This is a genomic window from Enterobacter cloacae complex sp. 2022EL-00788 (assembly GCF_026627565.1).
Lineage (GTDB): Bacteria > Pseudomonadota > Gammaproteobacteria > Enterobacterales > Enterobacteriaceae > Enterobacter > Enterobacter pasteurii.
In genome coordinates this window covers 110092-124563 of sequence record NZ_JAPNMC010000003.1, presented here as the reverse complement: position 1 = coordinate 124563, position 14472 = coordinate 110092, and the positions used below count along the sequence as shown (strand labels likewise).

The window sequence follows — 14472 nt, the reverse complement described above, 5'->3', positions numbered from 1 at the left end:
CCGTTAACCGCGCAATTCATTTGCCCGGCGGAACCGTCCTTCATAGTCAAAGACCTTCTCACGTACCTGCCAGAACTGGCCTTTTTTGCGGGCGACAACAAAATCAGGATGGCGCAGCAGCGCCTGCTGATGCACGATGTCGGCAACGGTTATCCAGCGCAGCGGCACGCCGGGCGTGCGGGTATGGGGGCGGATAAAGAGCTGCTCGAAAGCGGTCCGCTGGGCGGGCGTCTGAACCCTGAAGCGCTCGCTCACGTCCGCCCCGTCCTCGTCGTAATAGGTAATCTTTAGCCACTCGCCTTTTTCATCCGCGCCGGGCTGCAGCGCCATGCCGGAACAGCGCAGCACCAGCGCATCTTTCAGCTTCAGCGCCGCTTTCAGCATGTCGTCCGGGTCTACCAGAACCGTGTCGCACTCGCGGCAGCGGCGGGCGGCGATATCGTTCTCGGCGTTGCACTGCGGACAGTTTTTAAAGCGAAAGCGGAAGTCACACTGTTCGCGATGGCCCTCATCGTCTTCAAACCAGCCCTGGCAGCGGCGGCCAAAGTGTTCAATCAGCGTACCGTCGGCGGTGGTTTTCCCCCAGAAGGTGTTGGCAAACCCGCAGGCCGGACAAAATACCTGTACCGGCACGTTGTCGCTTTTTCCTTTTGGCGTGCCCACTTCAGGGGAGTAAAGATCGTGCGGATTACCGGCGTAATCGAGGATCAGACAGTCGGTTTTGCCCGGGGCCAGGCGCAGCCCGCGCCCGACAATCTGCTGATACAGGCTGACGGATTCGGTCGGGCGCAGAATCGCAATCAGGTCGACGTGCGGGGCGTCAAACCCGGTGGTTAATACGGAGACATTCACCAGATAGCGGAACCGCTGGGCTTTGAAGGCCTCAATCAGGCTGTCGCGTTCCGGGCCGGGAGTTTCACCGGTAATCAACGCCGCGTCGCTTACGGGCAGCAGCCCCGTGATTTCGCGCGCGTGTTCGACGGTGGCAGCAAAAATCATCACCCCTTTTCGCGTTTGGGCGAACTCTTCAATCTGGCTGACGATATGCGGCGTGATCCGCTTCTGCTTTTTCAGTTCGTGATTAAGGTCCGCTTCGCTGAACAGCCCGTTACTCTGCGCCTGCAGGCGGCTGAAGTCGTACTGCACCACCGGCATATCCAGACGCTCCGGCGGCGTCAGGTAGCCGTGCTTGATCATGTAGCGCAGCGGAAGCTCATAGATGCAGTCGCGGAACAGGGCCTTCTCATCCCCGCGAACCATGCCGTGATAATGAAACTGATAAATCCAGCCCTTGCCCAGCCGAAACGGCGTGGCGGTCAGGCCAAGCAGACGTAAGTGAGGATTCACCTCTTTCAGGTGCGTGAGGATTTGCTGATACTGGCTGTCGTCGTCATCGCTGATGCGGTGACACTCGTCGACAATCAGCAGGGAAAACTCGCTGCGGAACAGATCCAGGTTGCGGGCCACCGACTGCACGCTGCCAAACACCACCTTGCCGTGGCTCTCCTTGCGCTTCAGCCCGGCGGCAAAGATATCGGCCTCCAGGCCGAGCGCGCAATATTTGGCGTGATTCTGCGCCACCAGCTCTTTGACGTGCGCCAGCACCAGCACGCGCCCGCGCGCCAGACGCGCCAGTTCGGCGATGACCAGGCTTTTCCCGGCTCCGGTCGGGAGCACGATGGCGGCAGGTTCCCGGTGCCTGCGAAACCAGGCGAGGGTGGCGTCAACGGCTTCCTGCTGATAGGGGCGTAGTGTAAAAGTCATGACATCTCTATTCAGTTAACTCGCATATAGTATGCCACGAAACTTTTTCCCTTGAGTGGCGCAACCAGACCATTATACTGAACCGTTTCTGACTGCTTCTTTTTCGGACGCGTAGTCCGACTTCCAGCACCATTAAGGCTAAAAAGATTTCATGCGACTTGATAAGTTTATCGCTCAGCAACTCGGCGTAAGCCGCGCTATTGCCGGGCGTGAAATTCGCGCCAGCCGCGTAACCGTGGACGGCGACATTGTGAGAGACAGCGCTTTTAAACTCCAGCCTGACCACCAGGTGGAGTATGACGGCAACCCGCTGACCCAGCAGAACGGCCCGCGCTATTTTATGCTCAACAAACCGGAAGGTTACGTGTGCTCAACGGACGATCCGGATCACCCGACGGTGCTCTACTTCCTTGATGAACCTGTGGCGCACAAGCTGCATGCGGCAGGGCGACTGGATATTGATACCACCGGCCTGGTGCTGATGACCGATGACGGTCAGTGGTCGCACCGTATTACCTCCCCGCGCCATCACTGTGAAAAAACGTATCGGGTGACGCTTGAGTCGCCGGTCTCGGACGACACGGCAGAGCAATTCGCGAAAGGCGTTCAGCTGCATAATGAAAAAGATCTGACCAGGCCGGCGGTGCTTGAAATCATCACCCCAACCGACGTGCGCCTGACCATCAGTGAAGGCCGCTATCACCAGGTGAAGCGTATGTTTGCCGCCGTGGGCAACCACGTTGTGGGTCTGCACCGTGAACGTATCGGCGCGATTGAACTCGATCCGGAACTGGCGCCAGGTGAATATCGCCCGCTGACGGAAGAAGAGATCGCCAGCGTCGGGCTGCCATCACGCTAAATTCAGGAGAACCCTGTGACCACCAGGCCACACTCGTCGTTTAAAATCGTGTTTATCCTTGGCCTGCTGGCCATGCTGATGCCGCTGTCTATTGATATGTACCTGCCCGCGCTGCCGGTGATTTCCGCGCAGTTTGGCGTTCCGGCAGGCAGCGCGCAGATGACGCTCAGCACCTACATTCTCGGTTTCGCGCTCGGTCAGCTTTTTTATGGCCCCATGGCAGATAGCCTGGGGCGTAAACCCGTTATCCTCGGCGGGACGCTGATCTTTGCCGCGGCGGCGGTGGCCTGCGCGCTGGCGCAGAGTATCGATCAGCTGATCGTGATGCGTTTCTTCCATGGCCTGGCGGCGGCTGCGGCAAGCGTGGTGATAAACGCGCTGATGCGCGACGTCTATCCGAAGGAAGAGTTCTCGCGCATGATGTCGTTCGTCATGCTGGTCACGACAGTTGCGCCGCTGGTTGCCCCCATGGTGGGCGGGGCGGTGCTGGTGTGGTTTAGCTGGCATGCGATTTTCTGGATCCTGGCGATTGCCGCGCTGCTGGCATCGGTGATGATCTTCGTCTTTATTGATGAAACGCTGCCCGTCGAGCGCCGTCAGAAGTTCCACGTCCGTACCACGCTTGGAAACTTTGCCTCGCTGTTTCGCCATAAGCGCGTCCTGAGCTACATGCTGGCCAGCGGCTTCAGCTTTGCCGGGATGTTCTCGTTCCTGAGCGCGGGGCCGTTTGTCTATATTGAACTCAACCACGTTTCACCCCAGCACTTTGGCTACTACTTCGCGCTGAATATCGTCTTCCTGTTTGTGATGACCATCATCAACAGCCGCTTTGTCCGGCGGGTAGGGGCGCTGAATATGTTCCGCGCCGGGCTGTGGATCCAGTTCGTGATGGCCATCTGGCTGGTGGTGAGCGCACTGCTGGGCGTTGGCTTCTGGGCGCTGGTAGTGGGCGTGGCGGCGTTTGTGGGATGCGTGTCGATGGTCTCTTCTAACGCGATGGCGGTGATCCTCGACGAATTTCCCCATATGGCGGGCACCGCTTCGTCGCTGGCGGGGACATTCCGCTTCGGTATCGGCGCGATTGTCGGCGCGCTGCTTTCAATGGCGACCTTTAATACCGCCTGGCCGATGCTGTGGGCGATAGCGTTCTGCGCCACCAGCTCCATTCTCTTCTATCTTTATGCCAGCCGGCCGCGTAAGACGGCGCATAAATAAACAGTTAAGGCCCGGTACGGGCCTTTTTGTTGACCCATATCAACCAACCCTTCGTTCGTTTACCCTGTGTTTGTTTCTTTTATGTAAAATCTATTTATGTAAAAAGTCACACCATTGTATTTAAAAAGGTTGAGTTAGATCGCAGAAACGGGTACATATAGCGCCGACGTGAGCCTGTAACGCTTATAAAATCTGCTAAATAGTGCAGGCTGGCGATGATGTGTTACTATAAATGTAAATAAATTGTGAAGTAAATTTGCTTCCGGGGAAATGAACGTGAATACATTACAACTCTCCATTGTCCATCGCTTGCCCCAGAGCTATCGCTGGTCAGCGGGTTTTGCAGGTTCGAAAGTTGAACCGATTCCGCAAAGCGTTGCAGGGGGAGATAATTGCCTGGTGGCGCTCAAGCTGCTCAGCCCGAGCGATGAAAACGCGTGGCCGGTAATGGAGCGTCTCAGCCAGGCGCTGACGGACATCGAAGTGGACAGCTCCGTGCTGGAATGCGAAGGGGAGCCGTGCCTGTTCGTCAACAGCCAGGACGAATTTGCCGCGACCTGTCGCCTGAAAAACTTCGGCGTAGCGATCGCCGAGCCGTTCTCCGGCCACTATCCCTTCTGAGTGCTAGTCAGCGGACAATAGCTGGCGCGTGTAATCCTGCGTCGGCGCAGTGAATACGCGCTGGCACTCACCCTGCTCAACGACCTCTCCCTGTCGTAACACAATCACCTGATGGCAAAGCGCGCGCACCACCTGTAAATCGTGGCTGATAAAGATATAGGCCAGCCGATGTTTTTCCTGTAACCCCTTCAGAAGCGCCAGGATCTGCGCCTGCACGGTGCGGTCCAGCGATGACGTGGGTTCGTCCAGCACGATCAGCGCCGGTTTCAGGATCAGCGCGCGGGCAATCGCAATGCGCTGGCGCTGCCCGCCGGAAAACTCGGCCGGGTAGCGGTGCCGGGTTTCGGGATCTAAGCCCACTTCCGCCATCACCCGTTTCACCTCGTTTTCACGCTGCCGCGCCGTCAGCGCGGGCTGGTGAACGCGCAGGCCCTCTTCAACAATCTGCAATACGCTGAGCCGTGGGTTAAGCGACGAGTTGGGATCCTGAAATACGACCTGCATCCGCGGGCGAACGGACAGCAGCGCGCGGCGATTCAGGTTTTGCAGCGGCACGCCGTCAAAAACAATGCTGCCCCGGGAAGCGATTAAGCGCAGCAGCGCCAGGCCGGTGGTGCTTTTTCCGGAGCCGGATTCACCCACCAGACCCAGCGACTCGCCCGGACGCAGCGAGAAGCTCATGTTTTTCACCACGGGGTTGCAGGCGACCACGCGGCGGAAAATGCCTTTGCGGATCGGGAACGACACCGCCAGATCCTCAACCTTCAGCAACGGCGCGCTGCCGGCGTCCAGAGGAACCGGGTCGCCGGAGGGTTCGCTATCGAGCAGGCGCTGCGTATACGGGTGCTGAGGCGCGCTCAGCAAGGCAGATGCCGTATTCTGCTCCACGCAGCGGCCGTTTTGCATTACGGCTACCGCGTCAGCGAGCTTTCTCACGATGCTCAGGTTGTGCGTGATAAACAGCAGGCTCATGTTCAGCTCGTCGCGCAGTTCGCGCAGCAGCTGGAGAATTTGCGCCTGCACCGTAACGTCCAGCGCGGTGGTCGGTTCATCGGCAATCAGCAACTCGGGACGCGTCAGCAGGGCCATTGCAATCATCACGCGCTGGCGCTCGCCGCCGGAAAGCTGGTGCGGGAAATCGTTCAGCCGTTTCGCCGCATTGCGAATGCCGGTACGTTCAAGGCAGTCGAGGATCTCGCCCCGGGCCGCTTCTTTGCGCATTCCCCGGTGGAGCGACAGCACTTCCCAGAGCTGTTTTTCCAGCGTATGCAGCGGGTTGAGCGACACCATCGGCTCCTGGAAAATCATGGCTATCCTGTTGCCACGGATGCCGCGCAGGGTGCGCTCGTCGGCGTTCAGCAGCGATTGTCCATGGAACAGGATATCCCCCTGCGGGTAGCTGACCGGCGGGGAAGGCAGCAGGCGCAGCACCGACAGCGCCGAGACGCTCTTACCGGAGCCGGATTCCCCCACCAGCGCCAGCGTCTCGCCGCGCTGGATCTGTAGCGATAAATCCGTCACTACGGTGCGCGACTCGCCCTGTTTTGAAAACGCAATCGACAGATTTTCAATACTCAGAAGGGGCCGGGTCATGTCATACCGCCTTGTTGGGGTCGAAGGCATCGCGGACGGCTTCGCCAATAAAAATCAGCAGGGAAAGCAGCACCGCCACGGAAAGAAAGGCGGTGATGCCCAGCCAGGGAGCCTGGAGGTTGTTTTTGCCCTGCAGCAGCAGCTCGCCAAGGGATGGCGAACCCAGGGGTAAACCGAATCCGAGGAAATCAAGCGATGTCAGGGTGGTGATGGAGCTGCACAGTATAAACGGCAGGAAGGTGAGGGTCGCCACCACCGCATTGGGGAGCATATGGCGGAAGATGATTGCGCGGTCGCTCACGCCTAACGCCTGCGCGGCGCGGATATAGTCGTAGTTGCGCGTGCGCAGAAACTCCGCGCGCACGACGCCGACCAGCGCCATCCAGCCGAACAGGACGGTGATCCCGAGCAGCCACCAGAAGCCAGGCTGCACCACGCTCGACAGCAGGATAATCAGAAACAGCGTCGGCATGCCGGACCAGACCTCAATCACGCGCTGCCCCCACAAATCGATTTTCCCGCCGTAGTAGCCCTGTACGGCGCCGGCCACGACGCCCATCGCGCTTGAAAAGAGCGTCAGCATCAGCCCAAACAGGAGCGAGATGCGGGTGCCGTAGAGAATGCGCGCCAGCACATCGCCGCCGTTCGCGTCCGTTCCCAGCCAGTTTTGCGATGACGGCGGAGAAGGGAAGGGGGTGGATGTGGCAAAGTTAATGCTGTTCGCGCCAAACCGAATGGGAGCCCAGAGCGCCCAGCCGTGCTGCGCTATCTGCTCGCGCAGCCACGGATCCTGATACTCGGCCGGCGTCGCAAACGGGCCGCCAAAATCGCTTTCGGTGTAGCTGGCAAGCACCGGCACGTACCAGCGGTCTTTGAAATGCACCAGCAGGGGCTTATCGTTGGCAATCAGCTCCGAACACATACTTAAAACGAACAGTACGGCGAAGATCCACAGCGACCAGTAACCGCGACGGTTGTGGCGAAAGCGGGCCCAGCGGGCCTGGTTGACGGGGCTTAAACGCGACATCAGCGGCCCTCAAAGTCGATACGGGGATCGACCAGCGTATAGCTGATATCGCTGATGATATTCAGCAGCAGGCCGATCAGGGTGAAAATGTAGAGCGTGCCGAACATGACCGGATAATCACGGGAGACGGTGGCCTCATAGCCCAGCAGCCCTAATCCGTTCAGGGAGAACATGACCTCTATCAGCAGCGAGCCGGTAAAAAACATGCTGATGAACGTGGCGGGAAAACCGGCAATGACCAGCAGCATGGCGTTACGAAAAACGTGCTTCCACATGATCTGCTTTTCGCCAACGCCCTTGGCGCGCGCGGTGACGACGTACTGTTTGCGGATCTCATCGAGAAAGGCGTTTTTAGTCAGCATCGTAAGCGCCGCAAAGCCGCCGATCACCGTCGCAAGCACCGGCAGCGTGATGTGCCAGAAGTAATCGGTGATTTTCTGATACCACGGCAGGGTGTCGAAATCAGCTGACACCAGCCCGCGCAGCGGGAAGAGGTCGAAGTAGCTGCCGCCGGCGAAAAAGACAATCAGCAGCACGGCGAACAGAAACGCCGGGATGGCGTAGCCGATGATGATGAACGTGCTGCTCCAGATATCAAAACGGCTGCCGTTGTGGACTGCTTTACGGATCCCCAGCGGAATGGAGACCAGGTAAATAATCAGCGTTCCCCACAGCCCGAGCGTGATGGAAACCGGCAGGCTTTGCTTGATCAGGGTTAACACCGAGGCGCTGCGAAACAGGCTGTCGCCGAAATCAAAGCGAACGTAATCCCAGAGCATGCTGAAATAACGCTCGTGAAGCGGCTTGTCGAAACCATAACGATGGGTGATCTCGGCGATCACCTCCGGATCCAGCCCCCGGCCGCCCCGGTAGTGGCTTTCACTGATATTCCCCACGCCGGTGCGGGCATGGCTGGCGCCCATCCCTTCACCGCCGCCGCCCGGCATGCCGCCGGCGTGGCCAAATTCTATTGCCGCAATCGCCTGGTCGACCGGGCCGCCCGGAGCAATCTGGACGATGAAAAAGTTGATGGTGATGATGGCCCACAGCGTCGGGATAACCAGCAGCAGACGGCGGATAAGATAAGCGCCCATCGTAATTCCTTAACGCCGCTCTGCGGGCAGTTTTGCGGCTTTATTCACGTCATACCACCAGGTATCAAAGCCCAGGGTGTAAACGGGACGCACGGCAGGCAGGGAGAATTTGTCCCAGCGCGCCACGCGATCTTCACCCATATACCACATTGGCAGCATGTAATAGTTCCAGGTTAACACCCTGTCGAGCGCGCGCCCGAGCGGCAGCAGTTTTTCTTTGTCGCCCTGAGCGGCCACGATTTTCGCAATCAGGGCATCGACCACCGGGCTTTTGACGCCCGGGGCGTTATAGGAGGAGTCGATATAGCCTGATGCCCAGGAGATTTGCAGATCTGAGCTCGGCCACGGCTGCGCGGCCCACAGGCTTTGCATCATGTCGTAATCGCGGCTGCGCTTGCGGTTGGTGAGCTGGGCCATATCGACCTGGCGAATATTCATCGTTACCCCAAGCCGGGCAAGGTTCTTCTTAAAGGGGAGCACCCACTGATCGTTTGCCCCGGAGGCAATCAGCAGTTCGAAGCTCAGCGGTTTACCGGTTTGGGCATTGACCCGCTTCTGATTTTTCAGCACCCAGCCCGCCTCATCCAGCAGGCTGCTGGCTTTCAGCAGGTTTTCGCGGTCGAACCCGTTGCCGTCAGAGGTAGGGGGCTCAAATACGCGGGTAAATACTTCCGGCGGCAGTTCCGCTTTTAGCGGGGCCAGCAAAACCAGCTCATCCGCGTGGGGGTAATCCCGGGCGGCGTACTCGGTATTCTGGAAATAGCTGTTAGCCCGGCTGTAGGCCCCGTAAAACAGCGCCTTGTTCATCCATTCAAAATCAAACGCCAGGGTAATCGCTTCGCGCACCCGACGATCGTGAAAGACCGGGCGCTGAATATTAAACGCCAGCCAGCGCGTGTCCTGCGCGGATTCGTTTTTATGTTCGTCCTTAACGATATAGCCTCTGTCGAAGTTTTTGCCGATATAGCGAGTGGCCCAGTTTTTGGCGCTGTTCTCCACACGCAGATCAAACGCGCCTGCCTTAAACGCCTCAAAGGCCACGTTGTCGTCAAGATAGTAGTCGTAGCGGAGGGTATCGAAGTTCCAGCGGCCGCGGTTTACCGGCAGCCCGGCAGCCCAGTAGTCCTTCACGCGGGAATAGATCACATACTGGCCCATCCGCCAGTCGGTGATGCGATACGGCCCGCCGGCTAACGGCGGGGTCGAGAGAGGATCGCTCAGCTTGTGGTGCTTCCAGAATGACTCGGGCATCACGGGCAGTGAGAACAGGCTCAGCATATTCTCTTTGTTCGGTTCGCTCAGCTCGATTCGTACGGTCAGCGGAGCGATGGCCTTTACCGTGGTGCCTTTGTACACCAGACGAAACTGGGGAACGCCCTCGGTCATAAATTTATGAAAGGTGAACGCCACGTCGCGGGCGCTAACCGGGGTGCCGTCGTGAAACCGCGCCCGCGGGTTAAGGGCGATTTCTGCCCAGCTAAAATCGTCGGCGTAACGCACGTTCTCGGCAACCAGCGGATAATAGCTGCCGGGCTCGTCGTCGGAGGTGACGAACAGCGTGTCGTAAAGCGATTCGGTTCGGGCTGCCGCCACGCCGCGCAGGGCAAAGCGGTTAAAGTTATCAAACGTGCCCGTGGCGGAAAGCGTCACGCTCCCGCCTTTGGGCGCGGCGGGGTTCACGTAATCGTAGTGGGTAAAGTTAACCGCGTATTTCGGCTCGCCTATGACGGCAAAGGCCGTGCTTTCTTTGATGGTCTGCGCCTGGCCAGGCAGGCTCACCAGCGCCAACAGCATCAGTACAACGCGCATAATCATAGTGCGGCGGATCCCTTTGTTCACAGGCAGGCTCGGTTGAACAGAATAATAAGTGACTGCGCCGCGATTGTGAAATTATTCCCCGAGCGTAACGCTGGGCTGCCACGTCTTAAACTGCTCCAGCGGCATCGGGCGGCCGATCCAGTAGCCCTGGAGATAGTTCACGCCGTGCTCGCGCAGCCACGCCGCCTGCTCCGGCGTTTCGACGCCCTCTGCGACGGTTAACATATTCAGGCGTCCCGCCAGCGTCAGCACCGCATCAAGCACTGGCGAGGTCACGGTTTCTGTCCCAATGGCGTTCACGAAACCGCGGTCAATTTTCAGGTAATCCATCGTGAAGCGTTCTAAATAGATGAGCGCGCTGTGGCCGGTGCCAAAATCGTCGATGGCGATTTCAAATCCTTCATCGTGCAGCCATTCGAACAGCTGGTTAGCCTCGCGGTGGTTGATCATGTCGCGCTCGGTTATTTCCAGCACAATCTGGAAGTGATCGGGGGGAAGGGCGGCGGCAAACGCGCGCATATCCTCTTTAAAGCTTTCCGAATGCAGATGACCGGGCGCGATGTTTATCCCAAACTTGGCGCCGGGGGGAAGCAGGGTTTGCAGAACGGGGGCATCGCGCACGATAAGGTCAAAAAGATGCAGCGTCAGCGGAACAATCAGCTTCTGCGCTTCGGCAAAATTGATAAACGCGTCCGGTGGGATTTCCCCCATCACCGGGTGCTTCCAGCGCATCAGGACTTCCAGCCCGGTCATCCTGAGCGACTGCGCATCCACGACCGGCTGATAGACAACGTAGAACTGGTCGCGCTTGATGGCCGTGAGGATCTCTTTTCCGGGATTAAGTCGAATAGTGAGAATATAGAAGTTCAGCAGACCTGCCGCGATGCCGCAGACCAGGCCGAAAAACACGGCGTAGAGCAGTTCATCGGTCGTCCACTCTTGCGCGTAGACGTTAACGGTCAGAGGAATATTTTTCAGCGTGGCGGTGCGGGCAGGGACGTCGGGCAAATCCCGCGCCTGAACCAGCATTCCGGACTGGGTGGATAACGCGGCATCGCCAATAACGATCGATATTCCGGCAAATTCATCCTGACGTGACGTATAGAGAAGGTAAGGCGTCAGGTTGATGTTCACGGAGGTAAATACGCCTCCGTCTTTCACCAGCGGATTACGATACCAGATGGCGATCGCGGGCTTATCCGGGAGCATGGGCGTGCCCGGCAGAAGCGCGATATCAACAGGTTTGCTGATATGTAGCTGAGGGATAAGCGTTTCCATCGGGGTATTCATCGGACCTGTTGCCGAGGAGCAGAAGGCCTGTTTATCCCTGACCAGCAAAAAGGCGCGCACGTTAAGGCTGAAGGCCGCGCGCGAGGTCAGCGCCGCGCTGACTTCGTCACAGCTGTTCAGCGTGAGCGGTTGGAGCGTATCAATGGAGGTTTTGAGCTCGTCGAAAAAGCTCTCCATGTAGACGCTTAAATCCGTAATGAGGGTATCGTACCTGACTTCTCGCTTGTGATAGCTCCAGTAAAACTGTAACGCACCCAGAAGCAGGGCGGTAAATAACCCCGTCAGAAAACTGAGAAACAGTATCCTGCGGTTGCTGGAGAAGTAGCGGGTAAACATAGATGTCGTGATTCCTGAAATGCCGCTGAATAACTATCAGTGTAACGGGCAAAAAAAAACACTGCCGAAGCAGTGCTTTTTTTTATCGTATCGCCGGCCAAGGGATAACCAACGATACGACAGCAAGATTAACTGCGGCTCAGAACGCGGCGCGCTTCGTTGTAGCGCTTCTTCCAGTAAGGCTCGTTCATGCTGGAAATCGTCACACCACTGCTGGTGGAGGCATGGACAAACTGATCGTTACCGATATAGATGCCAACGTGTCGACCAGTTGAACCCGCTCTGAACAGGACTAAATCCCCGGTGCGCAGTTTAGTGCGCGAAATGGACTTGCCCATCTCCTGCTGTTCATAAGTAGAACGCGGAAGATCTAACCCAAACTGCTCGCGGAACGTACGCTGCACGAATGCGGAACAGTCAATACCTTTCTTGGTGCTGCCGCCCAGGCGATAGCGCACGCCCTTCCAGTCAGCATACTGGTCCATAATGCGGGACTTCACGTCCAGATTACGTACCATATTTTCAAATTCATCCTGAGAGGCTTGCAGTGAAGAGGAATCTTCCATTCCCACAACACGCGTCTCAGGATGCATATTCCTGGCGGTATTGGTTGTACTACATGCCGAAAGCAGAACCGCTACTGCAATCGCCGGGATCCCCCGCATGATATATCTCAAGATTGGTTGAGATTTGACCATTTTGTTTATTTTCCCTTGAAGTCCTTAACGAAAAAAATCGTTATAAAAATGCCAACCGTGACGAGACTAATTATCTGTTCACAATGAGACAATTCTTTATGGTGAAAACTGTGGCGCAACGCACAAAATTATTCACCACGAAAATAATTATCTCCGTGGGGCAAAACGAGTTCGAGGTTAACCGATTGCAAGGGGCATTGCGAGCAAAAAAGTCTGATTTTTTATAAGAAATTGTGATACACAACGTTACAGCGCGCAATTGCTCAAAATACCGTCGACGATGCCCGTAAACCCTGCAATTGCTTCATTTTTATCATGAACGGTATGACGGGATGATGACAGCGTGGCGCGCGACGGGAAAGAAATAAATCAGGGATCGAAAACAATCCCTGATGAATGATGTTAATTTTGGTTATTTATTTGTTTTCGGTTTGTTTAAATTTACCGGGAAGATAACGATCAAACAACCTTATTAAGCGATCGCTGAGGGGGGTCATCAGAACCCATGGTAAACCAATCAGCACCGCCGTAAGCGAACCCACCGCGATATCGGTCAGCCAGTGAGCGCCAATCATCACCCTCGGGAATGCAAATATCACCACGATCGCCAGAGCTACCGCGAAGGCTTTTTTACCGAAATAGCGCAGCATAAAGCCGGCGAAAATCAGCAGCATCATACCGTGGTCGCCCGGGAAGCTATCCTTAGAGGCGTCTTTTGTCGGAATGTGCAGCAGCTCGCTGACGCGGTTAATATTCGGGAAGGTGAGCGACGGGCTGGCGCGTTTAACCGGCATCAGGTGCTGCGCCAGCTGGTTGATGATGACCGCGGACAGCAGCATCACCAGCCCGATAATCAGAATGCGTCGACGACCCGCGCTGTCCTCTTTTAGCCAGAAGGAGAGCATCAGGCAGCCCATTGCCAGCAGCGAAAAGCCGTCAAAGGCGCGGTTGTTGGTGATCGCGACCAGCCACAGGAACGCCTGACTCTTCGCCAGCGCCTGGTTAAAGAAGTGGAAAAGACCAGAATCCAGCGGGAACCAGAAGCCGTGATCCACCGGGATATACCAGGAGAAAAAGATCGCCAGGCCGGCAGCATTAAGCAATAAAATAGCAGGAAGTCGAGTCGTCATAGTCTTCAGCACGCAATAAACCAGGGGAAACGTTAGCCGCCCAAACTTAAACGAAGCTTCAACAGGGTGGACTGAAGAGCGTTCCAGTCGGCGTTAACCGCACTTATTAACTCTATTCGGCTGTCGGGTGGCGCAACATTCTGCGTTTCAATGAAGAAATCCTCGCCCTGACGGTTAATGCGAACCAGCCCATCCGGGGTGCGCATGATCCCCTTAACCCGTTCAACCGGGGCCAGCCTCGCCCACTCCAGTATGCCAATGGTATCGAAAACCGTGTCGGCGTCGAAGATCCACCCGCACGCCTGATGCCCCTGGCCGCTGTTCAGGTTACGACGCCAGCGCTGATGTTCTGGCAGGCTCAGCGCAGCCAGACCGTGCTTCACGCCGTGGCTATGGGAATGCGCCGCGCTGGCAGGCAGCGGCGTCTGGTTGAGGCGGGGGAGATCCAGCAGGGCGCCATCGATATTACCCTGAGTCGCCTGAACAAACTGACGTCCGCCGCCAGCCTGCCGCCACCAGGCCTCGAACGCGGCCTGACTCTCGGCCGTCGCGCGATCGGATTTATTCGCAACGATAATATCTGCCGAGGCGAGCTGGTCGCGGAAATTATCGTTATTAACCGCTTTTTCATCCAGCAGCTGGCGCGGATCGAGCAGGCAAAGCGTCGCGCGGAGCTCAAGCCAGGGCTCGTATACCGGCGCGGTCAGTAAATCGAGAATTTGCTTCGGATGACCCAGCCCGGTAGGTTCAATCAGCAGGCGGTCCGGTTTGCCCTGACGCAGCAGCGTATTAAGCCCGACCTGCATCGGCAGACCATTCACGCAGCACATACACCCGCCCGGGATCTCTTTTACCATCGCGCCGCTGTCGGCGAGCAGCGCGCCGTCGATGCCGACTTCGCCAAATTCGTTTACCAGCACGGCCCATTTTTCCGACGGATCTTTATTGGCCAGCAAATGCAGGATGGACGTAGTTTTACCGCTGCCGAGAAAACCGGTGATCAGGTTGGTTTTGGTCACGTGCGCTC

At 57.2% G+C, this 14472-nt stretch carries 12 protein-coding genes; 3 read left to right on the top strand and 9 right to left on the bottom strand.

The features are described from left to right. Positions 1 to 3: 3 nt before the first annotated feature. Positions 4 to 1764 carry a DEAD/DEAH box helicase gene (locus OWK27_RS05390; RefSeq protein WP_148419876.1) on the bottom strand — a complete coding sequence of 587 codons (1761 nt, stop codon included), beginning with the start codon at positions 1762 to 1764 and terminating at the stop codon, positions 4 to 6. Between the two features lie 151 nt (positions 1765 to 1915). Here OWK27_RS05390 and rsuA point away from each other — a divergent pair, with 151 nt between their 5' ends. The 3 genes from rsuA (at position 1916) to OWK27_RS05375 (ending at position 4459) form a co-directional block, all read left to right on the top strand. Then, complete coding sequence (gene rsuA, locus OWK27_RS05385; RefSeq protein ID WP_176609871.1) at positions 1916 to 2623, top strand: 16S rRNA pseudouridine(516) synthase RsuA; 708 nt, start codon at positions 1916 to 1918, stop codon at positions 2621 to 2623. A 15-nt stretch (positions 2624 to 2638) separates the two neighbouring features. Then, positions 2639 to 3838, top strand: coding sequence for a Bcr/CflA family multidrug efflux MFS transporter (locus OWK27_RS05380; RefSeq protein WP_148419874.1), 1200 nt, complete (start codon positions 2639 to 2641; stop codon positions 3836 to 3838). Between the two features lie 276 nt (positions 3839 to 4114). After that, the gene (locus OWK27_RS05375; RefSeq protein ID WP_148419873.1) at positions 4115 to 4459 is read left to right on the top strand and encodes a YejG family protein; all 345 of its coding nucleotides are present in this window, start codon (positions 4115 to 4117) and stop codon (positions 4457 to 4459) included. A gap of 3 nt (positions 4460 to 4462) precedes the next feature. On the opposite strand, the gene yejF is transcribed toward OWK27_RS05375, so the two are convergent. The 8 genes from yejF to OWK27_RS05335 form a co-directional block, all read right to left on the bottom strand. Further along, positions 4463 to 6052, bottom strand: coding sequence for a microcin C ABC transporter ATP-binding protein YejF (gene yejF / locus OWK27_RS05370; protein WP_267589982.1), 1590 nt, complete (start codon positions 6050 to 6052; stop codon positions 4463 to 4465). A 1-nt stretch (position 6053) separates the two neighbouring features. Continuing rightward, entirely contained in the window at positions 6054 to 7079 is a 1026-nt protein-coding gene (locus OWK27_RS05365; protein ID WP_267589981.1) for a microcin C ABC transporter permease, read from the bottom strand. After that, positions 7079 to 8173: a microcin C ABC transporter permease YejB gene (locus tag OWK27_RS05360; RefSeq protein WP_148419870.1), complete on the bottom strand. Its 1095-nt coding sequence runs from the start codon at positions 8171 to 8173 to the stop codon at positions 7079 to 7081. The genes OWK27_RS05365 and OWK27_RS05360 overlap by 1 nt, the downstream gene beginning before the upstream one ends. A gap of 9 nt (positions 8174 to 8182) precedes the next feature. Continuing rightward, positions 8183 to 9988, bottom strand: coding sequence for an extracellular solute-binding protein (locus OWK27_RS05355; RefSeq protein WP_176609873.1), 1806 nt, complete (start codon positions 9986 to 9988; stop codon positions 8183 to 8185). A gap of 75 nt (positions 9989 to 10063) precedes the next feature. Beyond that, complete coding sequence (locus tag OWK27_RS05350; protein ID WP_267589980.1) at positions 10064 to 11617, bottom strand: cyclic di-GMP phosphodiesterase; 1554 nt, start codon at positions 11615 to 11617, stop codon at positions 10064 to 10066. A gap of 128 nt (positions 11618 to 11745) precedes the next feature. Next, entirely contained in the window at positions 11746 to 12315 is a 570-nt protein-coding gene (gene mepS / locus OWK27_RS05345; RefSeq protein ID WP_267589979.1) for a bifunctional murein DD-endopeptidase/murein LD-carboxypeptidase, read from the bottom strand. A 416-nt stretch (positions 12316 to 12731) separates the two neighbouring features. Further along, on the bottom strand, positions 12732 to 13445 hold the full coding sequence (locus OWK27_RS05340) for a phosphatase PAP2 family protein (protein WP_267589978.1): 714 nt from the start codon (positions 13443 to 13445) through the stop codon (positions 12732 to 12734). A 32-nt stretch (positions 13446 to 13477) separates the two neighbouring features. Continuing rightward, on the bottom strand, positions 13478 to 14464 hold the full coding sequence (locus OWK27_RS05335) for a CobW family GTP-binding protein (protein ID WP_267589977.1): 987 nt from the start codon (positions 14462 to 14464) through the stop codon (positions 13478 to 13480). Positions 14465 to 14472: the final 8 nt, after the last annotated feature.

Excerpts from the sequence above, each read along its gene's own strand:
- OWK27_RS05390 (WP_148419876.1), bottom strand. The coding sequence starts at position 1,764 with ATGACTTTTACACTACGCCCCTATCAGCAGGAAGCCGTTGACGCCACC.
- rsuA (WP_176609871.1), top strand. The coding sequence starts at position 1,916 with ATGCGACTTGATAAGTTTATCGCTCAGCAACTCGGCGTAAGCCGCGCT.
- yejF (WP_267589982.1), bottom strand. The coding sequence starts at position 6,052 with ATGACCCGGCCCCTTCTGAGTATTGAAAATCTGTCGATTGCGTTTTCA.
- OWK27_RS05365 (WP_267589981.1), bottom strand. The coding sequence starts at position 7,079 with ATGTCGCGTTTAAGCCCCGTCAACCAGGCCCGCTGGGCCCGCTTTCGC.
- OWK27_RS05360 (WP_148419870.1), bottom strand. The coding sequence starts at position 8,173 with ATGGGCGCTTATCTTATCCGCCGTCTGCTGCTGGTTATCCCGACGCTG.
- OWK27_RS05355 (WP_176609873.1), bottom strand. The coding sequence starts at position 9,988 with ATGATTATGCGCGTTGTACTGATGCTGTTGGCGCTGGTGAGCCTGCCT.
- OWK27_RS05350 (WP_267589980.1), bottom strand. The coding sequence starts at position 11,617 with ATGTTTACCCGCTACTTCTCCAGCAACCGCAGGATACTGTTTCTCAGT.
- mepS (WP_267589979.1), bottom strand. The coding sequence starts at position 12,315 with ATGGTCAAATCTCAACCAATCTTGAGATATATCATGCGGGGGATCCCG.
- OWK27_RS05340 (WP_267589978.1), bottom strand. The coding sequence starts at position 13,445 with ATGACGACTCGACTTCCTGCTATTTTATTGCTTAATGCTGCCGGCCTG.